Genomic DNA, 24964 nt, shown 5'->3' on the forward strand with positions numbered 1-24964 from the left:
GAAGGCCGCAGGTTCAAATCCTGCCCCCGCAACCACCGACACTTGACGCCCCGGTTCGAAAGAGCCGGGGCGTTCGTGCGTCTGGGGTCCGCCTCGGCGCACGCCTCCAGGATTGCCAGCAGGTCGCCATGAAGCTGCGCCTTCAATCCGGCGCCCGAGGGGCAGGGGGACAGCACGACACGGTCGACCATGGACCGGATCATCTCCATCGCGGCCATCCCCTCGTCGCCGTCGCCAAGCACGGATTCGAGCTCCGCGATCTTCCGCCGGTACAGCTCCGGCAGGTTGGCCGGCAGCAGCATCTCCGGCGCCTCCGTCGCCAGGGTGCCGATCTCGGCGGCGAGCGCGGCACGCTCGGCCTCCAGGGCGGACAGCCGCTCCTTCAGGGCCGGGCTGTACATCCCGTTCTCCACCGCCTCCAGGATCGACGCGATCTTCCGGTCGATGCCCGCGAGGGCGCGCTCCTGGTCGCCGCGCCGGTTCCGGGCCTCGGCCTGATCACGCCGTTGCGCCACGACCATTTCCTCAATAAAGGCGGCGACCACGTCGGCGCCGAGCAGGCGTTCCTTCAGCCCGGCAAGAACACGGCCCTCGATCGCTTGCCGGCTGATGGTGCGGTCGTTCGGGCTGGTGCCCGAATTCCGGTGGCCGGCGCAACCGTAGCGGTCCTTGCCCATGATGGTGTAGCGGCCGCCGCAGACGCCGCAGACGCCGCAGACGCCGCAGACGCCGCACACCAGCACGCCGGACAGAAGGAAGCGCCGCCGATGCACGCGGTTCAGAGCGTTGCCCTGCTCATCCCGACCGATCTCGGTGGCAACCGCCTCCTGTCGTGCCTTGACGCGGTTCCACAGAACGTCGTCGATGATGCGCAGCTCGGGGACTTCGACAATCTCCCGCTTTGCCTGAGGGTTGATGCGGGCGACGCGCTTGCCGGTGCCCGGATCCTTGACGAACTCGCAACGTCCCCATTCCAGAACGCCGGCATAATTGGCGTTGTTGAGGATACCGGTCCCGCGGGCGACCTGTCCGCGAATCGTGGTATCGACCCATTTCCTCCCCCTGGGGCCTGGAACGTTCTCATCGTTCAACAGGCGCGCAATGGCGCGGGGGCTCATGCCGTCGGCGTATAGCGTGAAGATGCGGTGGACAACGGCGGCCTCGTCCGCATTGATGCGGCGATACCCGCCACCTGCCTTGTCGCCGTCGACGATGTCGTATCCATAGGCTTTGCCGCCGGGAATACGTCCCTCCTTGGCGAGGCCGAGATGGCTGCGTCGGGTCTTCTGGCCGATCTCCTTGAGCTGAACCTGTGCCATCATGCCCATGATGGCGACGTGGATCGTGGTGATCTCGCCGACGTGCGGCGTGTACAGCTTCACATTGTAGAAGCTAAGGCGGTCATAGAGATCCGAGGTGTCCGCCAATCGTCGACCCAGACGGTCGACGGCTTCGGACACCACGACATCGAAGCGGCGGCGCCCAGCGTCATCCACCAGCTTCAGAAAGCCCGGGCGGTGCCGGGAGGCGCCGCTGATCGCCGCGTCCGTGTAGGTATCGACAACCTCCCAGCCCTGCTGGACGGCGTAACGCCGGCACAGCTCGATCTGGTCTCCGATCGATTCCTGGCGCTGCTTGTCGGTCGAGTAGCGGGCGTAGATCACGGCACGGAGTCGGGGGTGGTGGAGGACGGTCATCGCAGGGCCTTCAGGGAGAACGCGATCAGGGCGGCGAGAAGAACAAGGGCGAGGCCGGCAGCGAACGTCATGAAGCCGGCCTGGGACGGCCGCCGGCGCATCTCATGGCGCGCCAGAATGCGCGCCAATCCGAGCAGCTTCTCGAGCGGAATGGTCCGCGGCTCCTGCTGGGGCGGCTGGACAGTGGGCGCCGTCGTCGCGGCGGTGGAGTCGGTGGTGTGGGTCACGGGTGGAGAGTCCATGATGGGAACGGTCAAGACGATATGGTCCGATGGCGGCAGGAGCGGAAACACAGGGGCAGATGGGCGTCGCCGACGCCAACCCGGTCATCGGTGCGGTCAGGAATCGGGCGGCGCGGCCATGGCCGGCAACCCCAACGAGCCCTGCTTGGCGGGCTTCACCTTGCCACCGGCTTCACGATGGGCGGATGCCGCGAGCGTCGCCGCCAACGGTTCCAGAACCTCCAGCCGCCCCTGCAGGCGGGCGTTCTCGCGGCGCGCTTCGTCCAGCGCCTGCTCCACCTGATGCTTGGCGGTCAGTTCAGAACGCAGCTGGTCGAGCTGCAGCGAGGAGCGCAGGAGGGCAGCCTTTTCTTCTGACAGAAGGCGGTTCACGGTCTCCACAGCGGCTTGCGCGTCCGCCGCCTGCCGCTGCCAATCCTTGATCTCTGCGGACGTCCGGGTCAGCGCCGCGTCCTGCTGGGCGACCTTCACCGCCAGCTGGTTGCGGTCTTCCATGATCCGGTCGTGCTCCTGCGCCAGATCCTCGTAGCCCTGCTCCTGTTCAGCGATCTCGGCCGTCAGAGCGTGCAGTTCGCTCCGGCAAGCCGCGCTTTCGCTCTGCAGGGCTGCCAGCGCGGTGGTGTGCTGTTCCGCGGCGAGGCGCCTCTCCTCCTGCCGCATGGTGTCGATCGACGCGATGAAGGCCGTCAAGGCGCCGTCGATGGCGCACCGCATCAGCTCGGCCGCAGCGCAGGACTTGACGTCAACCGGCCCTCCTGCGAACGCATTGCCAGACGTGTTGACAGCGCCCTTCTGAATGACGAAGAGGTGAGGGGCGGTCTTCCTGATGTCATGGATGAGGCGGGATACGTCGCGCAGGGAACCCCCGCCAATCTCGGCGCGGATGCGGCGGTATGACGAATAGGCATGGTCCTTCGACACGATCTTGTTGACGGCTTCCGAGACGGACTCGTGCGTGATCAGGGGATGGGTGGGCTGGGAGCAGGACATCCAGAACCTCAGCGAGGACTACGGTTTCGGCGGCCGTGCCGTCGGCCGGCTGAGTATCTGGATGAGTTGCGATGCCGGTAAAGGGCTGCGGCGACGGAATCTTGACGGTTCCGGTCTAGGCCGGTCGATGGTGAGGTGATACCGCGGTAGCGCTACCGGGTAACGGCACCTGATACCGGCGTTACCGCCGCAATCCACGTCGAGCCTACCCCTCCGCCTGCGGGCCGCTCAGGTCCACCATTTCACCCAGGCGGTGCAGAAAATTGCCCGGCGCCCGATGCGGCGGGGCGGAACCCTCCATACGCTTCCTTCCGGACAAGGCTGCCCGGGCGTCGGACCTCCGGCCCTCGCCACGGGCAGCCTTGAGCGAAGAAGTGTGCAGTTAGGCGTTGCGGCAGGCCGCAACGCCTCCGGGGCCAGCCAGGGCCGGTTGCAGGATTGACGACGGTGGGGAGGTGCCGATGCCGTGGCGGACTTGGGATACTTTCGCATCGAACAGGGCATGCTCTCCCGTGGCGCCGGTGCGAAGGCCGGAGCGTCGGCGGCTTATCAGTCCGGTGGCCGGTTCCGCACCGTCATCGCGGCGGCGGCCTACCAAGCCGGCGTGGGGCTGTCCATCGGCACCGACCTGCGGGACGCGTGGGCGGCGAAGGGGCAGGACCCTGTGTCGGAGACCGTGGACTTCACGGGCAAATCGGGCGTTCACCACACCGACATCCGCGTGCCCGCGGGCGCGCCCGCTTGGTGCGCCGATCTGCAGACCTTGTGGACCCAGGTGGAACTCAGCGAACGGCGCCGTGACGCGACGCTGGCGCTGCAATACACGCTGTCGCTCAGTCGGGAGGTCCCCATCGCGACGTCGATCCGGTCGGTGGAACGCTTCGTCGATGAGCGCCTCGTAGCACGCGAGCTGGTTGCCGAGGTTGCGGTCCATCTGTACGGGCGCCCCCTGGACCCCAGGGTGCCGGCCGCCGCCGAGAAGCTGGCGAACACGATCGATCTCGGGTGCCGGTGATCCCGGTGGCCCGTGTCCCCAGCACTCCACTAGTAGACGGCCCCCATGCCCTGGAACTGCCCGACGGGCGCCTCGTCGTCTACCAGCCGCACGCGCACGTCCTGGCGACGACGCGCCCGCTCGTCGACGGCGCCCTGGGCCCGAAGGACCGCGACCTTTCGCGGAAGGCCTTTCTGATCGGAAGCCGCAAGCTGTGGGAGCACCTGTGCAACCAGACCCTGGCCGAGACCGGGGCGACCCATCGCGTAAATCAGCGGTCGAAGTGGCATCGCCACCGTCAACAACAGGACCTCGGCGCCGCCGGGCCAATCCCTGAACCGCTTTCCCAGGTGCCGCTCGGTCCGGCCTATCACCCGGTCGTCGAGGGGCGTGCTCTGGATTTTGGAGGAGTGGGTGTCATGCCTCATGAATTCAATGCCATCGTGGCGGAACTCGAAAAGTCCAGACGTGCAGCGCCCGACAAAAAATCGGTGCGTCTGGCTCGGGCGGTTGTCCGGATCGAAGAGCTGGAAGCGCAAGGGGTTCGTTTCAGCCGGGAAACGGGTGGGATGGTGAGGGTCGAAGCTCCTTCCGGTGTGGTCGTTGACTGGCATGACCGCGCCTTGTGGAGCGGAATACACGCGATGGTGCTCGACTACCTGGAGACCCGCGACGCTGAACGGAAAGTGCGTGCGCCCGAACCGGGCACCGTCGGGATCACCGTTCCTGAAGCAAGCGACAGGATGTCGACGGCGCCGGAACCGACGATGGAAGCGGCGTGGCTGGGGCTGTGGGGCGTCACGCGGGGCAAGGCAGTGCGGACGACGAGCAGCGACCAGGCGGCTCCCTGTCCGCTCGACCGGGTGAACCGCCAGTTCCAGGCGCCCCGCCCGAATGCCTTGTGGGTGGCCGATTTCACGTACGTGGCCACGTGGCAGGGCTTCGTCTACGTGGCCTTCGTCATCGACACCTTCGCCCGCCGCATCGTGGGCTGGCGGGTGTCGCGCACCGCCCACACCGGCTTCGTCCTCGACGCCCTGGAGCAGGCGCTCCATGATCGCCGCCCGGCCAAGGGCAGCGGCCTCATCCACCACTCGGACCGTGGGTCGCAATATGTTGCCATCAAGTACACCGAGCGTCTGACCGACGCCGGTGTCGAACCCTCCGTGGGCAGCGTCGGCGATTCCTATGACAACGCCTTGCGCGAGCGGGATTTCGGCACGCTGCACCACAGGGGTGGCGTGTCGCCGCCCTGGCCGATCAGCTACGCCGACCTGGCGCCCTACTACCTCAGGGCCGAGCGGCTCTACAGCGTGCACGGCCAGCGCGGGAGCGACCCGACCGAGCCACCCTGCGCCGATCCATACCCCTACCCGCCGGTCAGCCACGAGCCCCGCATCCAGGAACTGTCCGACGACCTGATGCGCGCCGGCCACCGGCCGTTCCCGCTGCCCGTCGGAATCCGCCTGGACGAGGCGGGGTGCTCCAGCAGCGTGGCGACGAGACCGGCGGACAGCATGAAGAGACCGAGCCCGATCGCCTCCATGAGGTATTCCGGCCAGTGCGCGCGAAGGGTGTCCGGCATCGCTCAGCCTCCGGACTCGAAGCCGGGGTAGAGCGTCATGCCGCCGTCCACGAACAGCGTCGTGCCGGTGATGTAGTCGGCGGCGTCCGACGCCAGCCATGCCGCCGCCGCCGCGATGTCCTCCGGCTCGCCGATGCGCTTGTAGGGGACGAGCTTCAGGAGCGACGCGTAGGCTTCCGGTGTCTCCCAGGCCTCGCGGTTGATAGGCGTGCGGATGGCGCCGGGAGCGATGCCGACGACGCGGATGCGGTCGGCAGCCAACTCCTGTGCCAAGGTCTTCATCATCAGCATGACGCCGCCCTTCGAGGCCGCGTAGTTGACGTGCCCAGCCCAGGGGATGATCTCGTGCACCGAGCTGACGCAGATGATCTTGCCGAGCGCGCGCGAGACCTTCGGGCGTGGCCCGCGCCGCTTGAACTCGCGCACGGCTGCGCGGGCGCAGAGAAACTGGCCGGTGAGGTTCACGCCGATCACCCGGTTCCATTGCTCCAGCGTCATCGCCTCGACCGGTGCGTCCTGTTGCAAGCCGGCGTTGTTGACCAGGATATCCAGCGTGCCGAATGCGGTGATGGTGTGGGCGAACATCGCCTCGACCTCGTCTTCGCGCGAAACATCGGCCCTCACCGTGACGGCGCGCACGCCGAGGTCGCGGAATTCGGCCGCGGCCGCCTCGGCGGCGGCCTCCCCAAGGGTGTAGTTGAGCGCGACGTCGGCGCCGGCCTCCGCCAGGGCACGTGCTATTGCGCGTCCGATTCGCTGTACGGCCTTCGTTCGGAGAGGAAGGCCAGGCAGTTCCTTGACGTGGCGCGCAGCCGGCTGCGGCTGTCGATCATGCCCTGGGAGATGCAGTTGATCTCAGGGATCAGGGACCAACTCCGCTCGCTGCACTGATCATCGGCATGCGCGAAGATCGGGGAGGCTCGCCCGTCGCCGGGCGAGCCTCTTTTGGCATTTGCAGCAAGGAGACGTCGCTTCAGATTGAGATGGCTGGCAGCGTCAATTCTCGGTGGGTGCGCGCCCCCGCAACCACCGACACTTGACAGCCCGCCTCCAATGAGGCGGGCTGTCGGCGTTTGTGCTTCACTTTCGGGGGGAGGTGCCCGCAGAGTCACGCCACACTTCCCGCCATGGCGGAACGGAAGAACCGTTCAGCGCAGTGACGCGGCAGTTACGCGAGTGTGGGAGAAACCGCTACGGTGACGCGGCCACGGACCTGCCCGTCGAGCAGGCGGGTGGCGGTGGGGATGACATCGGACAAGGGGATCTCCGTCGTCAGGCCATCCAGCTTGGCCGGATCGAGGTCGTCGGCCAGGCGGCGCCAGGCCTCGATCCGCAGGTCCCTGGGGCACATGACGCTGTCGACACCGGCCAGGGTCACGCCGCGCAGGATGAAGGGCGCCACGGTGGTGGGCAGCGACATGCCGCCGGCAAGACCGCAGGCAGCCACCGTGCCGCGATATTTCATGGCCGCGCAGACATTCGCGAGGATCTGGCCGCCGACGACATCCACGGCACCGGCCCAACGTTCCTTGGCGAGCGGCTTGCCGGGGTCCTGGAACTGCTTGCGCTCAAGCACCTCCTTGGCGCCCAGCACCTTCAGGTAACCGGCCTCTTCCGGGCGGCCGGTGACAACCACCACCTCATAGCCGAGCTTCGACAGCAGGGCGACGGCGACGCTGCCGACCCCGCCGGCGGCGCCGGTGACCAGAACTTCCCCCTTGCCCGGCGTGACGTCATGCCGTTCGAGCGCCATGACGCAGAGCATGGCGGTGTAGCCCGCCGTCCCGATCGCCATCGCTTGGCGGAGCGTGAACGGGCTTTGCAGCGGGACCAGCCAGTCACCGTTGACGCGCGCCTTTTCCGCAAGGCCGCCCCAGTGCTGTTCGCCAACGCCCCAGCCATTGAGGACGACCTTGTCGCCGGGCTTGTAGTCAGGATGTGCGGAATGCTCCACGACACCTGCGAAGTCGATGCCCGGGACCATGGGATAGCTGCGGACCACCGGCGCCTTCCCGGTGATCGCCAGAGCATCCTTGTAGTTCAGCGTCGAATAAGCGACGCGGACGGTCACGTCGCCCGCCGGCAGGCGGTCGTCACCGACGGTGGACAGGCCGGCGCGGATGTCCGTGCCGTCCTTTTCGATCAAGATGGCTTGAAACATTGGACCCTCCTCGGTGTTGGGTGCGGGTGACGTCCAGAGACGCCGGGGCTATGCCTGAAGATGCAAGGCCGCGAAGAAGCCGCGGGAAAAGGCGTCGAGAGGGGCGGGGCTGCGTTCCAGCTTTGCCCGCAGCACGGCACCCTCCCAGCCGATCCAGAAGAACTCGGCCAGGTGATCGCACTCCAGATCGTCCCCAATCTGTCCGGCCGCCTGCGCCGCCCGCAGACAGCGGGATGTGCGTGCCTGCCAATCCAGAAAGACGAGATGCAGCTTTTCACGGAACGGCTCGGGCAGCGTGCCCATTTCCTGGCCGAGATTGCCGACCAGGCATCCACGGCGGAAGTCGAACCGCGCCATGCCCGCCTTGGCATCCTCGACAAAGTCGCGCAGACGCTGCAGCGGAGGACGGGATTCATCGAGGAACCAGCGGTCCAGCTTCCGCGCGAAGTATTCCGCATAGGCAGCGATCAGCGTGCCGCCAAACTCTTCCTTGCTGCCGAAGTAATAATAGAAGGATCCCTTCGGCACGCCCGCCGACGCCAGGATTTCCTCGATGCCGACGGCGGAAAATCCCTTTTCCGTGAGTATGGCGACGCCGGTCCTGACCAGCCTCTCCCTGGTGTCCAGATAGGCGCCGTCCTGCTTCGGAGGGCGCCCCCGTCGGCGAGGCTTCAGAGATGGGTCGGTCATGTTCATGGCGCTATTTGTAGACCGGTCGTCTATAAAAATAAAGCGCCAATTCTGCGCGGCGAGCGGCGGCACCGTTCTATCGCGCGGGGATAGAGCGACGGAGCCGATGTGATGGTAAGACCGTCCGTCACATCGGCTCCCGGCCCGGTTCTCATGCCGGCTGGCTGAAGACCACAACGGGTGGCAGGCTTCCTTTGAACCGCTCCACCTCGGCAACCCCGGTGTGCCCGCAGTTGCCTTGGGCCAGCTTCGAGGTCGACAGCCCGGTGGTCAGATTGTTGACGTCCCCGTACCGGCACAGGCTGCCGATTTCCCGGGCGTTCGCCGGATCGAACCAGCCGCCCTCGTTGATGCGGATCACGCCGCGGCAGATGTCGTCGGTGATCTTCAAACCGGCGAGGATCTGGCCACGGTCGTTGAAGACACGGACCACATCGCCATCCGACAACCCGCGCGCCCGCGCGTCCTCCGGATGCATCCAGCAGGGTTCCCGGCCGGCGATGGCGTAGCTCTGCCGGTTGACGGTCCCGCAGAGCTGGGAGTGCAGGCGCATCTGCGGGTGGTTGGCGGCGACATGCAGGGGATAGCGGGCCGTCGGCCCCCCCAGCCGTTCCACCGGCTCCATCCAGGTGGCGTGCGGCGGGCAGTCGTCATAGCCGTACTTCTCGATGGCCGCCGAATACAGCTCGAACTTGCCCGACGCCGTTCCCAGCGCGTTCAGCAGGGGATCGGCGCGGAAATCGGCATGGCGGACGAAATCGGCCTGCTCCTTGCCGAGGGGGAATTCCAGCGGCTTGTTGCTTTCCCAGAAGACGTCGAAGACCGGCATCTCCATGCCCTTGGCGCGCGATTCGATCTTGGCGGATTCGTAGATGCCGCGGATCCAGTCCATCTCGCTGAGGCCCTGGGTGAAGGCGTAGCCCTTGCCCAGCTTGTCGGCGATGGCGGCGAAGATGTCGAAATCGCTGCGCGCCTCGAAGACCGGATCGACGATCTTCTTCATCGGGACGATGTGGCTCAGGGCGTAATCCCCGACCTGCTCGATGTCGTTGCGCTCGTAGGAGGTCGTCGCCGGCAGCACGATGTCGGCATGGCGGGCCGAGGCGGTCCACTGCGCATCCTGCACGATGAAGGTGTCGAGCCGGCGCCACGCGCGCAGCATCTCGTTGCGGTCCTGCTGGTGGGAGAACGGGTTGCCGCCGGCCCAGTAGGCGAGCTTGATCAGCGGAAGCGTGATCTCATGCCCGTTGAACTGCATCGTCTTGCCAGGGTTCAGCAGGGTCTCGACCAGACGCGAGACCGGGATCGACACCGCTCCGCTCTGCGACAGCCAGGCCGCCCCGTCGCTCGCCTGACCGGAGGCGTCGTCGATCGCCTTGAGGATCGGCGTGGTATGGGTCGGCGCTCCGCCGGAGGCATAGTGATAGCTGAGGCCGTAGCCGCCCCCCGGCAGGCCGATCTGTCCCAGCATGGCGGCGAGCGTGATCAGCATCCAATGGATCTGTTCGCCGTGATGCTGGCGCTGCGTCGAATAGCCGAGCGCCAGCATGGTCCGCTTGGCGGCGAAGCGGCGCGCCAGGTCGCGCAGCGTCTCGGCGGGCAGGCCGCAGATGCCGGCGGCCCAGTCGGCGCTCTTCGGCGTTCCGTCGGTCTTGCCCAGCAGATAGGGCAGGAACTTGTCGAAGCCGTTGGTGTAGCGGTCGAGGAAGTCCTGGTTGTGCAGCTTCTCGGTGTAGAGGGTGTGGGCGATGCCCAGCATCATCGCCACGTCGGTCTGCGGACGCGGCGCCAGCCACTCGCCGTTAAGTTCCTTGCAGGTCTCGGTGCGGATCGGGTCGATGCAGAGGACCTTCGTCTTGGCCGCCTTCATCATGGCGATGCCGGGCCAGGCGCCATGGTCGGCGACCTGCCAGGAGATCTGCGAGCTGTTGAGCGGGTTGCAGCCCCAGAACACCATCAGCTCGCAATGTTCGGCGAGGTTCTTCCAGGTGGTGCACTGCTCATACACCTCGATCGAGCCGGACACATAGGGCAGGATCACCTGCGCGGCGCCGGTGGAATAGTCGCCGGAGCTGTTGGTGTAGCTGCCGGTCAGGTTCAGCATGCGGCGCAGCAGCGTCTGGCAATTGTGCAGCTTGCCGGGGCTCTTCCAGCCATAGGAGCCGGCGAACACCGCCTGCTGGCCGTACCGGGCACGAACGCGGGTGATCTCGCCGGCGACCAGCTCGATGGCCTTGTCCCAGCTCACGCGCACGAAATCGCCGCTGCCGCGCCCGTCGGGATCGGCACCGGGCCCCTGCTCCAGCCAGGCGCGGCGCACCATGGGATAGCGGATCCGCGATTCCGAATAGATCGAATCCATCACGCCGGGAAGCTGCGGCGACGGGGACGGATCGCCTTCCCACGGGATGAATTCGGTCACGCGGCCGTCCGCGACCTTGCCGTAGAAGACGCCCCAATGGCAGCCGGACAGGATCTTCCCGGGTGCCGCCTGTGCGATGGCGCCGCGGGCGAGCAGCGGCAGGCCGGAGAGCCCCAATGCCGCCGCCGCGGATCCCTTGAGGAAGGCCCGTTTGGAAAGCAGCGGACCGCCGGTCATCGTCAAGCTCTTTGTCGTGTTCATGGTCAGACCTTTCAGATCGCTGCGGCTGCGCGGCCACCGTCCACCGTCGCGGAGCCGTCCGCGATCCGGTCGAGCAGCGAGAGCAGGAAGCGCGCGAGATTGCCGTAATAGCCGACGCCGTCGGCCCTGATGAGTGCCGCGGCGAAGCGGCCGGTCCAGACCTGCATCTGGTCCGTCAGGTCGGCCACCGCCGAGGTCCGCCGCTGCCGCATCGCCTCCGCCAGCGCCGCCAGCTGGATCGCCAGATGATCGGGCGGTTCGGCGCAATCCGCCTGGACATGCATGTCGAGGTCACGCAGGACCGCGCGCGTGCGGTCGACGGCCGGGCCGCAGAGACGGCCGGTGCCGTCCCACAGGCTGGCATAGGGCGGAACGGAGCGCTGGCGGAAGATGCCTTCGAACAGGGCGGTGTGTCGGCGCTCGACCGCCAGGGTCACGTCAGCGGCCGAGCCGGCGGCGAGCAGCTGGCAGAGGGCGTCCGCCGCGGCGGGCTGTCCGAGACAGTCGCCGATCCGGCGCAGGGCGATCTGGCCTGCCATGGAGCGCGCCGCCTCGACGTGTTGGATATCCGGTGGCGACAGGAACTGCTGCGTCAGCCATTCGGCGATGAAGACGAGATCCCGCTCCTCGGGGACGGTATCCATCGGATCGCGGCTCATTTCGCCTTCTCCTTGCCGTCCGGATGCAGATCCTTCGAGTGGTTCTGCAGGTAGGCGAGGATCAACCGGTACTGGTCGTCGTTGAAGGACGTGAACCGCTTCATCGCCTTCAGCGTTCCGATCCACTGGTTGGCGGTGAAATGCTGTTTTTCCGGCAGCACATGGCAGGCGGAGCAGGCCTTCTGGAAGGTCGCCTGGCTGTAGTCCCACAGCGCCTTGCGGTCGGCGTTCAGATTGGCGGCGTTGGACCAGAGGGTGACTTCGACCGGTATCCAGGACTGGCCGGTGTCGGCGTCGGTTTCCGGTTTGCCGCGCGTCACGGCCGTGGCGGCCGCTTGGTCGAGCACCGCGAGCATCACGCGATGACCCTTGGACTGATAGACGACGGACGGCGCACCCTCCATCTGCCAGCCCTTCAGCACCAGCTGTAACTTGTCGGCGCTGCGGGCGGCGACATGCACCGGGGCGCCGCCCAGCAGCTTGCCCTGCTCCGGGACCGATCCGCCGACGCCCGCCTGTTCGAGCCACACCGGCTTGGTCGCGACAACCCAGGCGTCACCGCCCTGGACGATGGCCTGGTCCGGCGAGGTTGGCAGCGTCGGCGTGACGGCGACGGCGTTGCGGAGCATGACCAGCCTGTCGGTCCGGTTCGGTTCCGGCATGCCGGGCGCCGGCTTGTGCACGGCGGGAACATGCTTCAGATAGACGGCCATCGCCTGGACGTCCTCGCGCGGAAGCTGGGCGGTGTTCTTGACGACCTCCGCCATGTCGCCGCCCGCCGTGCGGCCGATGGGGCTGACGCCGGTGTGCAGGTAATTGGCGATGGCGTTGGCGGACCAGAAGCCGATCCCGGTCTCGTCGGGGGTGATGTTGGGGAAGTAATCGACGCCGTCGGGGGCCGGGCCGCCGCCGAAGCGCTGGCTGGCGATGACGTTGCCCATCAGGCCGCGCGACGAATGGCATTCGGCGCAATGGCCCGGCCCCTCCACCAGATATTCGCCGCGCCGGTACTGGGCGGCGTCGACACCGGCGGGAACCGGGCTTTCCTCGCCGCGCTTGCCGTCGAGGAAGGCCAGGCGCCAGACGCCGACGCCGCGCCGCATGGCATAGGGGAACTTCAGCTCGTGGTCCGGAACCTTGTTGTCGACCGGCTTCAGGCTGCGCAGATAGGCATAGAGGTCGCGGACATCGGTGCCGCTCAGCCGCTGGTAGGAGGTGTAGGGGAAGGCCGGATAGAGGTTCCGGCCATCCGGCCAGAGTCCGCCCGGCCCGACGCCTTCCCGCAGCGCGCGGTCGAACTGGGCCAGCGTCCAGCCACCGATGCCGGTCTGCGGATCGGGCGAGATGTTGGGCATGTGGAACACACCGAACTGCGTGTCGAGCGCCCAGCCGCCGCCCAGGACGGTGTCGTCCTCCTGGCCGGGGGTCTTGTGGCAGGTTGAGCAGTCGGAGGCGACGAAGACCTTGCGGCCGTTGGCGAGGTCGGCGCCCCCGGCGTCCGGCAGGGTCCGGCCCGGATGGGTGGCGGACCAGGTCCAGGGCGAGGTCAGCACCACGAAGCCCAGCACGCCCAGCAGCGCCGCGCCCCCGGTGAGACGGTAAAGGGTCTTGCGATGAAGAGCCATGTTGCGTGCTTCCTTCGAATGATACCGACCGAATGGAAGCAGCGTAGCGATGGCGGCGGCGCCATAGGCGTCATGCCTGTGAGCAAGATGTAAACGCGATGTAAACGACGACGCCCTTTACACCGGCCTCGCCGGCCGTAAGCTGGCCGTCTGGAGTTCGGGGGCCGGGGTCCGGACCCTCGACGGTGCAATGGCTGAAGGATGGGGGCGGATGAAGCGGCGGGCCGAATGGTTGACCGACGCCCTGCGGGCCGAATGCGGCGCGCTGGTCGACGAGGGCATCCGGCTGGCCAAGGAGAAGGGCTATGCCGACCAGACCAGCTCCATGCGGGCGGCCTGGACCGAAGCCACCGTGGCACTCAACGAGGGGCTTGCCGCCTATCTGTCCGACCCGCTGCGCCGGGATGGGCACAGCGGCCACAACAACTATCGCACCGATCCGCGGTTCGACAGGCTCCGCCACATCGCACAGACGCACCACGACGCCGGGATCCCGCTGGAACTGAACAACGGCCTGCTCAAGCTGTACCGGCGCGCCTACCGCAACCGGCTGGGCGACCTGCCGGACGGTGCGCAGGAGTTCGGCGGCGGCGACGCCTTCCAGGCGAGGCTCGACGACTTCTTCGACGAGGTCGAACTGGCGATGCTGGTTCCCTGGGCGGTGGCCGCGCCGCAGGAGGAGGCATTGAGCGACAGCCTGCGGCGGTTGACGCGCGAGCGCGACCAGTATTTCGCGGCGCTGGAAAGCCTGCGCAATCCGGTGTTCATCCTGGACGAGGACGGCAGGCTGCTGACCGCCAACCGGGCCGCCCTGCAATTCTTCCTCGACATGCCGGAGGCCGGCGCGCTGACCTACCGTCTGGCCCTGCAACCGCATCGCAGCGAGCTTCAGGCGGTGGTGGACCAGATCGTCGCCACGCCGGGGACGGAGTGGAGTTCGATCTGGATGCAGACCCGCCAGGGCAGCCGCTGCTTCGACATCCGCCTGCGGTCGGTCGAGGATACGGTCCACAAGCTGCGGCCCTGGCAGATCATGCTGCTGCACGACGTGACCGAGCATCATCAGGCGATCCGCAGGGCACGCGAGGCGGAACGCACCATGTCGCTGTTCCTGGCGGCGATGTCCCATGAAATCCGTGCGCCGCTCCACAGCGTCCTGGGGGCCGCAAGCCTGATGAAGGGGGCCAGCCCGGACAAGCAGGAGGAACTGGTCGAGCTTCTGGACATCGCGGCCCGCTCGCTGAACACGACGCTGGAGAATGTGCTCAGCTTCTCGCGGTTCGAGCATCAGGCGCCGCAGCCGCGTCCGGTCGCGGTGTGCCTGCGCGAGGCGCTGGGCGATCTGGTGCGGATCAAGGACATTCACGCCCGTCAGTTGGGCGTGCCCCTGCGCCTGGAAATGGCGCCTGGCCTGCCGGAGCATGTCCGGCTGGATTGGTCGTTGATCCAGCAGATTCTGGGCAACCTGATCCAGAACGCCCTGCGCCACGATGACGGCCGTGGGGTGCTGGTCGGCCTGCGGGCGGAAGACGGCATGCTGGTCTTCCGGGTCGCCGACCATGGCCCGGGCATGCCCGAGGAAATCCGCGAGATGCTGGCGCAAGCCCCCGTCGGGCTGCGGCCGCGGACGACGGGTCGGAACGGGTCCGGCCTCGGCCTCGCCATCGCGCAGCGCATGACGCTGGCGCTGGGAGGCGGTATCGCCGTCCTCGACCCTGGGAAAGGGGCCGTCGTCGAGGTGCACCTGCCGCTGGTCGCGGCATCCCCGGCCGAGCCGCCGGCCCGGCAGAGCATGCCGGACGACCGTCTTCACCAGAACTGCCTCATGGTCGACGACGACCCGATCAACGCCCAGGTCACCGCCGCCATGCTGGAGCGCATGGGCCTGTCGGTGGACCACGCCCAGACCCTGGAGCAGGCGCACGCCCTGTTGCTTGCGGCCCCGGACGCCTATGGCGTCTTCCTCCTCGATTACCGGTTGCCGGACGGCACCGGACCGGACTTCGCCCGCGAGATCCGTCGCAGTCCGGCTTTGGCGGATGCCTCGATCATCCTGTTGAGCGCCAACGCCGATTGGGTCCGCGCCTCGCCCGCCGACGCCGGACTGTTCCAGGCCATCCTGGAGAAGCCGCTGGATGCGACCGCGCTGGGCAAGGCCATCCGCGGCAAGGCGGGGCGACCGGCGATGGGGGCGGGCGGCCTGCTCGACGGCCTGTCGCCGACCGCCCGGCGGCGGATGGCGGAAGCGTTCACCCGCGGCTGGACGGAGTTCCGTACGATGCTGGAGGTCGCCGACCCGGCGGAGCGGGATGCCGCCCTTGCCGCGCTGGCCCACAAGCTGGCGAGCGGAGCCGCGACCTTCGGCCTGGACGAAATCGCCGACCGGCTTCGCCGGATCGAAGCGACGCATGAGGATGGCGCTGTCGGCGCAGCGACGCGGGCCAAAGAGCATGGTTCCCTGCTCGCATGCTCCCTGCCACCGGATTGGCGGAACCGCTTCGCAGAGGACTCCTCAGCGTGACCGAGACCGCCGACATCCTTCTCGTCGACGACGACGTCCTGATCCAACTGATGGTCGAGGATGTGGTCACGCAGATGGGGCATCGCTTCCATTGCGCCGCCGACGGCGCCCAGGCGCGGGCCGAGCTGAAGCGGCAGCGGTTCGATCTTGTGATCCTGGACCGCCGGCTGCCGGACACCGACGGCCTGCTGCTTGCCCAGACCATCCAGGCCGAAGCCAGGGCACCCTTCATCGTGCTGTCCAGCCTGTCGGCCTCGCACGACCAACTGCTTGGCCTGGGGCTGGGGGCCCTCGATTATATCTGCAAGCCGGTCGAGCCGGCCTTGCTGCGGGCGCGCATCGCCAAACACATCGACGCGCCGCGCGAAGCGAACGAGGACAGGGTCTTGACCGTCGGCAAGGCCGTCCAGCTCAACACCCAGACCCGGCGGTTGTCGGTCGGCGGGCGGACCGAAGTCCTGTCCCCGGCCGAAAGCCGGCTGCTCGTCCATCTGATCCACACGCTCAACCGGCCGTCGGATCGGCTGGAGATCAGCAAGGCGATTTGCGGGCGGGAGTGGGTGTATGGAGACCGCACCGCCGACGTGTTGGTGTCGCGCCTTCGCCGCCGGCTTGCCGGAAGCGAAGTGGAGATCGTCACCGTCCATGGACTTGGCTATCTGCTGACCGCCAAGGCGGAAGCATAGGACAATGACCGTTCTCAGGAGAATGGACCTGTGTACCATTGCCCCGCTGCGGCATTTTTACCTGTTCATGGTTGGGCGTGTTCCAAGACGTGGTGTGGCTGTGGGGTAATCCTGCCCCGGTTTGGTGGGGCAAGATCAGAAGTTCACTCATCCGCGGTGGTGATCTGTTCATATTTGCGGGTCTGCCGGCTGATGCCGCTTTGGGTTAGGTCGGGTCGACATTCAAACCCTGCTCCGGCAGGGGAGGGCGTCACGCCCGACAACGACTCCGTTGCGCCCATCAGAAGCGCAAGAGGCGCCCGCCGCCGTCAAACCGCGGTTCGGCGGACCACGAGTTCGGGCAGGACGAGATCGACCTCGCGGTTCGGCGAACTCCCCTTGCCGATGCCCTCGATCATCGCCATCAGCCGGCCGACCTGGCTGTCGAGGTTCGGGCGCAGGCTGCTCAGGCCGAAGGCCGGCCAGGAGGCCATGGGGATGTCGTCGAAACCGAGGATCGCCACATCGTCCGGCACCCGCAAACGGAAGGTGGCGGCAGCCTGGAGGGCGCCCAGCGCGATGATGTCGTTGAAGCAGAACAGCGCGTCCGGGCGGTCCGAGCGGGCGAACAGCCGCGTTGCCGCGTTGTAGCCGCCTTCGAAGCTGTTGTCCTCGGACTCCTCCTCCATAAAGGGCAGGCCGGCATCCTCCAGCGCGGCGGCAAGCCCGGCCCGTCGCCGCCGGTTGGCGTCGGTCTGTGCCGTCTTGGTGACGTAGGCGATGCGGCGCCGGCCGGATTGCACCAGAAAGCGCCCCCCCATCAGCCCGCCGAGCCGGTTGTCGCAGGCCACCCCGCCAAGCCCCTCGATCTGCCGGCCGAACTGGAACACCGGGGTGTCGAGCGCACGGAGTTGGTCGACGACATGGTCCGACACGGTTCCGCCCATCACCACGATGGCATCCACCTGATAGTCGAGCGCATGCATGGTCGAACTGGTCAGGTCGTGGTGCCGCGTCTCCGGGATGACCAGGGCGCGCCTGTCTGCCTCCGCGATGGCCACCAGCAGCTTCTTCAGCACCAGATCGGTGTGCGGGTTCTCCAGTTCGGCCAGCAGCAGGGCGACGAGGCCGGTGTTCTGGCCGGTCAGCGAGCGGGCGATGACGTTGGGGCGGTATCCCAGCGCTTCCGAGGCCGCCATGATGCGCTTGCGCGTCTCCTCGGACACCAGCCCATCGCCGAAACAACGGGAAACTGCCGAGCGTGAAACGCCCGCCATATCGGCCACCTGCTGGGCGGTCACCCGCGATTTCATTGACGACACTGGGTTCCCGTCCCTTGCCCGCATCCGGATCGCTGCCAGGGGATACTGAGGGCGAACCCGGACGATCGCAAGCGCTATGCATCGCCTGGAAATTTCACTGAATGCCGCGTTGTGCTGCACGCGCGTGCAGCGATGAAAACCTCTGCGAGGATAGTGGTAGGGGCGAGGATTGGGCCCTTCGGTGGGCGCTGCTTGACTGGTCACGCCGTGTCGAGGGCGTTGCGGTCGCCATTTTTCGCCATTTTCCGACTTAAGCGCATGTCTCCAATCATCGTCATCATTCCAGAGGAGTGTGCCTGTCTGGGGATTGACAGATGTTCGTCTCTCTAATAGCGTGATGTACGAATGAACGCGCGTGCATAAACAGACCGAGGCGGTTGAGCATGCCAGAGGCCGGGCTTTGCCGGGGTTCGCGTCCCGGTCATGCCTACGTCCACCCATGCCGACATCGCCGAAAGAAGCCGTCCGTTTCCTTGAAGGGAGGAACTTCATGCATTGCAAAACACGACGCCCGGCCACGGCCGCCGGCCGGAAGCGCCTGCGCTCGCTGGTGCTGGCGGTGACCGCGGCGGCGGGAGCCGCCATCCTGACCGGACCGTCGCCGGCCGCCGCGTCGGAGGTGGTCGTCTACTGCTCGGTCAACGAGGACTGGTGCCGCGAGGTGATGACCTCCTTCGAGCGCAAGACCGGCATCAAGGCGCTGATGACCCGCAAGAGCGCGGGCGAGGTCTATGCACAGCTTCGGGCCGAGAAATCCAATCCGAAGGCCGACATCTGGTTCGGTGGCTCGGGCGATCCCCACCTGCAGGCAGCGGAAGAGGGGCTGACGGAGCCGTATAAGTCACCGGAGCTCGACGGGCTGTACGGCTGGGCGATCCGCCAGGCGGAAATCTCCGGCTACCGGACGGTCGGCATCTACATGGGCGCGCTCGGCTTCGGCTATAACAAGGACTTGCTGGCCAAGCGCAAGATCGCGGCCCCCGCCTGCTGGTCCGATCTGGTCAAGGCCGATTTCCGGGACGAAATCCAGATCGCCGATCCCAATTCGTCCGGCACCGCCTACACCATGCTGGCGACGATGGTGCAGTTGATGGGCGAGGATGCGGCCTTCGATTACCTGAAGAAACTGCACCGCAACGTCAACCAGTACACCAAATCCGGTGCGGCTCCGGCGAAGTCGGCGGCGCAGGGCGAAACCATGCTGGGCATCGCATTCCAGCACGACCTGCTGGTGGAGGCGATTGCCGGCGCACCGGTCGCCATCGTCGCCCCGTGTGAGGGCACAGGTTACGAGATCGGCTCGATGAGCCTCGTCAAGGGTGCGCGCAACCCCGACACCGCCAAGATCTTCTACGATTGGGCGCTGACGCCCGAGGTGCAGGCGCTGGGCGCCAAGGCCAGGAATTTCCAGATTCCCAGCAACAGCGGCGCCCAGATCCCGCCGGAATCGCCGCGCGTCGACAAGATGAAGCTGATTTCCTACGACTTCGCGCGCTACGGCTCGAGCGCGGAACGCACCCGCCTGCTCGCCAAGTGGGATCACGAGGTCAAGTCCCTGTCCAGATAGGTCCCGCGATCATGAAACGACATCTCGGTTTCTGGCTGGCCGCGGGCTGGGCGGCTGTGCTTGTCCTGCCCTGGCACATCGGCGGCTTCTGGCCGGTCTTTTGGCCGGGCGCTCAGCAGAACGGCCCCTCCGCCGGTGACGGAATGCCGGCGCTGATCCAGGGGCTGCTGCTGGGACGGCCATGGCTGCTGGCATCGGTCCTGCCGCTGCTGGCGGCGCTGGCCGGTTTGCGGGCGAAGGGCGGGGCAAAAGGCGGGGCGGACGGACGGGCGCGGTCGGCGTGGCTGACCGCCGCCGGTGCCGGCGGGCTCGGCTGGCTGCTGGTGGAAAGCCTCGCCGTCACCCAGCCGGGCCTGGGGCTCGGCGCCGCCGCCTATGCGTTGGCCTGCCTCGTGCTGGGCGCCCATGGGCTGGCGCTGCGCGGCTGGTGCAAGGGCGACGTCTTCATCGTCGCCTCCATCGGGCTGGTGCTGGGCTCCATCCTGGTCTTCGTCGGTTTCCCGGTGGTCACCATCCTGCTGTCGGCGGTCCAGGGCGACGATGGCCGGCTGACGGTCGCCGGCCTGTTCGACAAGCTGACCGACAGCGGCATCTGGGGCCTCGGCTGCGTGCTGGGCACCGGCAGCACATGCGGGGTGGCCTGGAACACGCTGGCGCTGGCGGGCGTGGTCGGGGTGCTGACCACCGGCACGGGGCTGGCCTTCGCGCTGATCGCGGTGCGCACCGGTTTCCGCTTCAAGGCGGCCTTGCGGCTGGCCTCGATCCTGCCGGTGATCACGCCGCCCTTCGTCATCGGGCTCGCCATCATCCTGCTGTTCGGCCGTGCCGGCGTGGTGACCGATCTGCTGTCCACCCTGTTCGACATTCCGCGCTCGCGCTGGATTTACGGCATGCCGGGGGTGGTAATGGCGCAGATCCTCGCCTTCACGCCGATTTCCTTCCTGGTGCTGGTCGGCGTGCTGCAAGGGGTGAGCCCGACGCTGGAGGAGGCGTCGCAGACCCTGCGCGCCACCCCGTGGATCACCTTCCGCACGGTGACGCTGCCGCTGATCCGTCCCGGCCTCGCCAACGCCTTCCTGATCTCCTTCATCGAAAGCCTGGCGGACTTCGGCAACCCGCTGGTGCTCGGCGGCAATTTCGACGTGCTGTCGACCAAGATCTTCTATGCGGTGGTCGGTGCCGCCCATGACCAGGGGCGGGCCGCCGTGCTGGCGATCATCCTGCTGTCCTTCACCCTGTCGGCCTTCCTGGCGCAGCGACGGTGGCTCGGCCGCCGGTCCTACACCACCGTGGCCGGCAAAGGCGATGCCGGCCTGCCCAGCCCGCTGCCGTCGGGGGTGCGGATCGCCGCGTCGGCCGTCGCGGCGCTGTGGACGGGACTGACCGTTCTGGTCTACGGCACCATCCTGGTCGGCGGCTTCCTGAAGAGCCTGGGGCGCGACAACACGCTGACGCTGATCCATTACCAGACCGCCTTCGGCATCGAAACCGGGCCGAACGGCTGGTGGTTCAGCGGGTCCGCCTGGGATTCGCTGTTCACGACGCTGGGCGTGTCGCTGGTCGCCATGCCGCTGACGGCGGCGCTCGGGCTGCTGACCGCCTATCTGCTGGTGCGCCAGTCCTTCGTCGGCCGCGGGGCGTTCGAGTTCCTGACGATGCTGAGCTTCGCCATCCCCGGCACGGTGATCGGCGTCAGCTACATCCTCGCCTTCAACACGCCGCCGCTGGAACTGACGGGGACCGGGCTGATCCTGATCATCGCCTTCGTCTTCCGCAACATGCCCGTCGGCATCCGCGCCGGCATCGCCACGCTGAGCCAGATCGACAAAAGCCTGGACGAGGCGTCGCTGACGCTGGGGGCGCGGTCCTTCACCACGCTGCGCCGGGTGATCCTGCCGCTGCTGCGCCCGGCCATCGTCACCGCCATGGTCTACAGCTTCGTCCGCGCCATCACCAGCGTCAGCGCGGTCATCTTCCTGGTGACGGCCAAATACAACCTCGCCACCGCCTACATCGTCGGCCGGGCCGAGGTCGGCGAATACGGCCTCGCCATCGCCTATTCCTCCGCCCTCATCGCGATCATGGTGGTGGCGCTGCTGGCGATCCAGCTGCTGGTCGGCGAACGCCGCCTGGGCCGCCGCACCGCCGCCTTGCCCGTCAGCACTTCAGCCTCGAAGGTCAACGCATGACCCATATCCGGACCCTGTCCTCCGGGACGACAACCCTTGAGCCGGCGCCGGCCGTTGCCCCGGCCGCTGCCAGAGCCCGGCCGGCGGTGGAGTTCCGCTCCGTCGTCAAGCGCTATGGCGCCTTCACCGCCGTGCACGAGCTGGATTTCTCCATCGAGGCCGGGACGCTGGTCACGCTGCTCGGACCGTCGGGCTGCGGCAAGACCACCACCCTGCGCATGATCGCCGGGCTGGAGCAGGCGTCGTCCGGCACCATCCTGATCGGCGGAGAGAACGTCACCGCCCGCTCCGCGGCGGAACGCGACGTCAGCATGGTGTTCCAGAGCTACGCCCTGTTTCCGCACATGACCATCCTCGACAATGTGGCCTACGGGCTGACGGTCGGCGGAATGGCCAAGCGCGCGGCGCTGGAGGCGGCGCGCGACAAGCTGGCCCTGGTCGGTCTCGCCGGGCTGGAGGGCCGCCTGCCCAGCGAGCTGTCGGGCGGCCAGCAGCAGCGCGTTGCCGTGGCCCGCGCCATCGTGCTGGAGCCGCGCGTCCTCCTCTTCGACGAGCCGCTGTCGAACCTGGACGCCAAGATGCGCCGGCAGGTGCGGGAGGACATCCGGCAGCTCCAGCAGACGCTGAAGCTGACCGTGGTCTACGTCACGCACGACCAGGAGGAGGCGCTGGCGGTGTCCGACCGCATCATCGTGATGGCCGGCGGGAAGATCGCCCAGGACGGCACGCCGCGCGACCTCTACCAGCGGCCGGCCAGCCGGTTCATCGCCGATTTCATCGGCGACGCCAACATCGTTCCGGCTCTGCTGGAGGGGCGGGACGGTGCGCTGGGCCGGGTGAGAGTGGGGATGGCCACACTGACATTGCCGCACCGCGATCTGGCCGATGGGCCGGTCGAGCTGGCGGTGCGCCCCAACGCGATCCGCCTCACGCCAGGTCATGACGCGGGCCAGGATGCGAACGCCGATGCGGCAGGCGGCCTGCCGGGCCGGGTGCATTTCGCGGCCTATCTCGGCGACCACATGGAATATGAGGTGGCCGTGGCGCTGGGCGGACGCGAGGTCATGCTGTTCGCGCGCACCCCGGACGTCGATGCGCCGCTGTCCGTCGGCGATGCCGTCAGCGTCGGTTTCGTGCCGCGGGGCGTCACCATCGTTCCGCCCTGATCTTTCCGCCCCGATCCCTTTTCCCCCGATCCCTTTTACCCAAGACATCCCGGGCCGGCGCTGCCGGCTGCCGGCGGAGCTTTCCTGTCATGACCGATTTCGACGACCGCCTGCGTTTCGCCATCGACCTCGCCACCGAGGCGGGAGTCCTGGCGCGGTCCATGCGCCAAGGGCTGGGCGCGGTTGAGACCAAGAGCAGCATCGATTTCTGCACCGCAGCCGACCTTGCGGTGGAAGCGCTGGTGCGCCGACGCCTCGACGAGGTCTTCGGCGACCCGGTGATCGGCGAGGAGGCCGGCGGCGTCCCGGCCGAACTGGTCTGGGTGGTCGACCCCATCGACGGAACGACCAACTACATCCACGGCATGGCCAACTGGTGCATCTCGCTGGCCCTGGTCCATCGGGGTGCTGTCGAGATCGGCGTGATCTACGCCCCCGACCTCGACCAGCTGTTCGTCGCCCGCCGCGGACAGGGGGCGACCCTAAACGGCCGTCCGCTGCGCACCAGCGGCCTGCGCCATGGCGGCGGGGCGGTGGTCGAGGTCGGCTGGTCGGCGCGGCGCCCGCTGGCGCTCAGCCTCGACCTGATCACCCAGATGATCGCCGGCGACATCGAATTCCGCCGCTGCGGATCGGGCGCGATGGGGCTCGCCAATGTCGCGGCCGGCATCAGCGACGGCTATGTCGAGTTGCACATCAATGCCTGGGACGCGCTGGCCGGCCTGCTGCTGGTGCGCGAGGCGGGCGGCTGGACCAACGACTTCCTTGCCGGGGACGGGCTGCGGCTGGGCAACGTCATCGTCGCCTGCACGGCGGAACTGACCGAACGATTGCTAGCGCTGGGACCGCTGCGGAGCGTCGCCTGACGCGCCACGGGACTTCGAACATCGAAAAAACGGGTGGAGGAAACAATGAAGCGAGCCAGGGTCCGGACATCCGCCCTGCTGGGTGCCGCTCTCGTCGTGGGTGGGCTGATGTCGGCGCCGATGCCGGCAGGAGCAGCGGAGACCCGCGAGAGTGTCGAGAAGGCGTTGATCTTCAGCCGTCACGGCGTTCGGCCTCCGACCGAAACCCACAAGATCGTTCCGCTCTCCACCAGGGACTGGCCGTCCTGGCCGGTGCCGGACGGGCATCTGACGCCGCATGGCCGCGAGGGAGCGGTGCTGATGGGCCAGTTCTACCGGTCGCGCTTCGTCGGAAACGGGCTATTGCCGGCCGGCGGTTGCCCCACGGATGGCGACGTCTTCGCTTGGGCCAACACCGACCAGCGCACCCGCGAAACCGGCAACGGCATTCTGGAGGGGCTGTTTCCCGGCTGCGGCCTGAAAGCGGCGTCGAAGCCGCCGCAGGGCGGACGCGACGTGCTGTTCGCGCCGATTGCGCAGGGGCTGTCGCCGCTCGACCCCGCCAGCGCCAAGGCCGGCGTGCTGGAGGCGATGGGCGGCAGCATCGACGCCTACAAGGCCAAGCTGGCGCCGCTGTTCGCGAGGCTCGACCCGGTGCTGCCGGGGCCTCGTCCGGAGACCTGCCGGAAGGCGGGGTTTGCCGAGGGCTGTCACCTGATCGACCTGCCCTGGGCCATCGACCAGGGGAAGGACAAGGGGCGCAACATCGGGCTGGACGGCTCGCTCGATCTCGCCTCCACCATCGCCGAAACCTTCCGGCTGGAATATATGGAGGGCATGGCCGCCGATCAGGTCGGCTGGGGCAGGGTGGGGCCGGACGAGGTCCGCGACCTGATGGCCCTGCGCATGGCGAAGTACGACGTGATCGAGCATGTGCCTTACATCGCCCGCCGCGGCGCCTCCTTCCTGTTGCAGCAGATCGTCGCAGCGATGAACGATGGCGCCGGTCCGCAAAGCTCCGGAGCGGAGAATGCCGGCCCCCCGCCGGCCAAGCTGACCCTGCTGGTGGGGCATGACACCAACATCGGCCATATGCGCGCGGTCATGCAGGTGGGCTGGGCGCTGGAGGGATCACAGCCCAACGACTCTTCGCCGACCGGAGCGATGCTGTTCGAGCGTCTGAAGGACGGCGCCAGCAGCAAGCGCTACGTCCGCTTGTCCTACGTTGCCCCCACGGCCGATCAGGTCCGCGGCCTGACGCCGCTGACCGGCGATGCCGGGCCGAGGGTGGCGACGCTCGACCTTCCCGGCTGCACCGACAGGCTCGGACCCGGCACCTGCGAACTGTCGCAGTTCACCGCGCTGGTCAGCCAGCGGCTGGACCCGACCGCGGTCGGGAAGCCGGACTATACACAGTGACGGC

18 protein-coding genes and 1 pseudogene are annotated in these 24964 nt (G+C 67.6%); 9 read left to right on the forward strand and 10 right to left on the reverse strand.

What is annotated here, in order from left to right:
• The 3 genes from GBZ48_RS27695 to GBZ48_RS27705 form a co-directional block, all read right to left on the reverse strand.
• On the reverse strand, positions 1-1697 hold a 1697-nt coding region (locus GBZ48_RS27695), incomplete at its 3' end, for a recombinase family protein (RefSeq protein ID WP_174473984.1).
• Positions 1694-1924 (reverse strand): hypothetical protein, encoded by a 231-nt coding sequence (locus GBZ48_RS27700; RefSeq protein ID WP_174473985.1) that lies wholly within the window; start codon positions 1922-1924, stop codon positions 1694-1696. The genes GBZ48_RS27700 and GBZ48_RS27695, both read right to left, overlap by 4 nt.
• 111 nt (positions 1925-2035) lie before the next feature.
• A complete protein-coding gene (locus GBZ48_RS27705; protein WP_174473986.1) occupies positions 2036-2929 on the reverse strand; it encodes a hypothetical protein in 894 nt (297 codons plus the stop codon).
• A 466-nt stretch (positions 2930-3395) separates the two neighbouring features.
• Here GBZ48_RS27705 and GBZ48_RS27710 point away from each other — a divergent pair, with 466 nt between their 5' ends.
• The gene (locus tag GBZ48_RS27710) at positions 3396-3944 is read left to right on the forward strand and encodes a MobA/MobL family protein (RefSeq protein WP_174473987.1); all 549 of its coding nucleotides are present in this window, start codon (positions 3396-3398) and stop codon (positions 3942-3944) included.
• Between the two features lie 761 nt (positions 3945-4705).
• Positions 4706-5131, forward strand: a pseudogene (locus GBZ48_RS27715) (IS3 family transposase); the annotation flags it as partial.
• Positions 5132-5511: 380 nt separating this feature from the next.
• On the opposite strand, the gene GBZ48_RS27720 reads toward GBZ48_RS27715, so the two are convergent.
• From GBZ48_RS27720 to GBZ48_RS27745, 6 genes are all read right to left on the reverse strand, one after another.
• Positions 5512-6357, reverse strand: a complete 846-nt coding sequence (locus GBZ48_RS27720) for a glucose 1-dehydrogenase (protein WP_174474015.1) — start codon at positions 6355-6357, stop codon at positions 5512-5514.
• Between the two features lie 319 nt (positions 6358-6676).
• On the reverse strand, positions 6677-7669 hold the full coding sequence (gene acuI, locus GBZ48_RS27725; protein ID WP_174473988.1) for an acrylyl-CoA reductase (NADPH): 993 nt from the start codon (positions 7667-7669) through the stop codon (positions 6677-6679).
• Positions 7670-7717: 48 nt separating this feature from the next.
• Positions 7718-8365, reverse strand: coding sequence for an acrylate utilization transcriptional regulator AcuR (acuR, locus tag GBZ48_RS27730; RefSeq protein WP_209798398.1), 648 nt, complete (start codon positions 8363-8365; stop codon positions 7718-7720).
• 145 nt (positions 8366-8510) lie between these two features.
• Complete coding sequence (torA, locus tag GBZ48_RS27735) at positions 8511-10982, reverse strand: trimethylamine-N-oxide reductase TorA (protein WP_174473989.1); 2472 nt, start codon at positions 10980-10982, stop codon at positions 8511-8513.
• A gap of 11 nt (positions 10983-10993) precedes the next feature.
• On the reverse strand, positions 10994-11641 hold the full coding sequence (locus tag GBZ48_RS27740) for a TorD/DmsD family molecular chaperone (protein ID WP_174473990.1): 648 nt from the start codon (positions 11639-11641) through the stop codon (positions 10994-10996).
• A complete protein-coding gene (locus GBZ48_RS27745) occupies positions 11638-13266 on the reverse strand; it encodes a c-type cytochrome (protein WP_174473991.1) in 1629 nt (542 codons plus the stop codon). Before GBZ48_RS27745 ends, GBZ48_RS27740 begins: the two co-directional genes overlap by 4 nt.
• A gap of 211 nt (positions 13267-13477) precedes the next feature.
• Here GBZ48_RS27745 and GBZ48_RS27750 point away from each other — a divergent pair, with 211 nt between their 5' ends.
• Together GBZ48_RS27750 and GBZ48_RS27755 are read left to right on the forward strand one after the other, a co-directional pair.
• Positions 13478-15787: a hybrid sensor histidine kinase/response regulator gene (locus GBZ48_RS27750; protein ID WP_209798397.1), complete on the forward strand. Its 2310-nt coding sequence runs from the start codon at positions 13478-13480 to the stop codon at positions 15785-15787.
• The gene (locus GBZ48_RS27755) at positions 15784-16473 is read left to right on the forward strand and encodes a response regulator (RefSeq protein WP_174473992.1); all 690 of its coding nucleotides are present in this window, start codon (positions 15784-15786) and stop codon (positions 16471-16473) included. The genes GBZ48_RS27750 and GBZ48_RS27755 overlap by 4 nt, the downstream gene beginning before the upstream one ends.
• Positions 16474-16781: 308 nt before the next feature.
• Here GBZ48_RS27755 and GBZ48_RS27760 read toward each other — a convergent pair whose 3' ends face one another.
• Entirely contained in the window at positions 16782-17753 is a 972-nt protein-coding gene (locus tag GBZ48_RS27760) for a substrate-binding domain-containing protein (RefSeq protein ID WP_174473993.1), read from the reverse strand.
• Between the two features lie 511 nt (positions 17754-18264).
• On the opposite strand from GBZ48_RS27760, the gene GBZ48_RS27765 reads away from it, so the two are divergent.
• From GBZ48_RS27765 to GBZ48_RS27785, 5 genes are all read left to right on the forward strand, one after another.
• Positions 18265-19341: an ABC transporter substrate-binding protein gene (locus GBZ48_RS27765; RefSeq protein ID WP_174473994.1), complete on the forward strand. Its 1077-nt coding sequence runs from the start codon at positions 18265-18267 to the stop codon at positions 19339-19341.
• Between the two features lie 11 nt (positions 19342-19352).
• Positions 19353-21530, forward strand: coding sequence for an ABC transporter permease (locus GBZ48_RS27770; protein WP_174473995.1), 2178 nt, complete (start codon positions 19353-19355; stop codon positions 21528-21530).
• Positions 21527-22696 carry an ABC transporter ATP-binding protein gene (locus GBZ48_RS27775; RefSeq protein ID WP_174473996.1) on the forward strand — a complete coding sequence of 390 codons (1170 nt, stop codon included), beginning with the start codon at positions 21527-21529 and terminating at the stop codon, positions 22694-22696. Before GBZ48_RS27770 ends, GBZ48_RS27775 begins: the two co-directional genes overlap by 4 nt.
• Before the next feature lie 89 nt (positions 22697-22785).
• Entirely contained in the window at positions 22786-23562 is a 777-nt protein-coding gene (locus tag GBZ48_RS27780; protein WP_174473997.1) for an inositol monophosphatase family protein, read from the forward strand.
• Between the two features lie 45 nt (positions 23563-23607).
• Entirely contained in the window at positions 23608-24960 is a 1353-nt protein-coding gene (locus tag GBZ48_RS27785) for a histidine-type phosphatase (RefSeq protein ID WP_174473998.1), read from the forward strand.
• Positions 24961-24964 lie beyond the last annotated feature (4 nt).

This window comes from Azospirillum melinis, assembly GCF_013340935.1.
Lineage (GTDB): Bacteria > Pseudomonadota > Alphaproteobacteria > Azospirillales > Azospirillaceae > Azospirillum > Azospirillum melinis.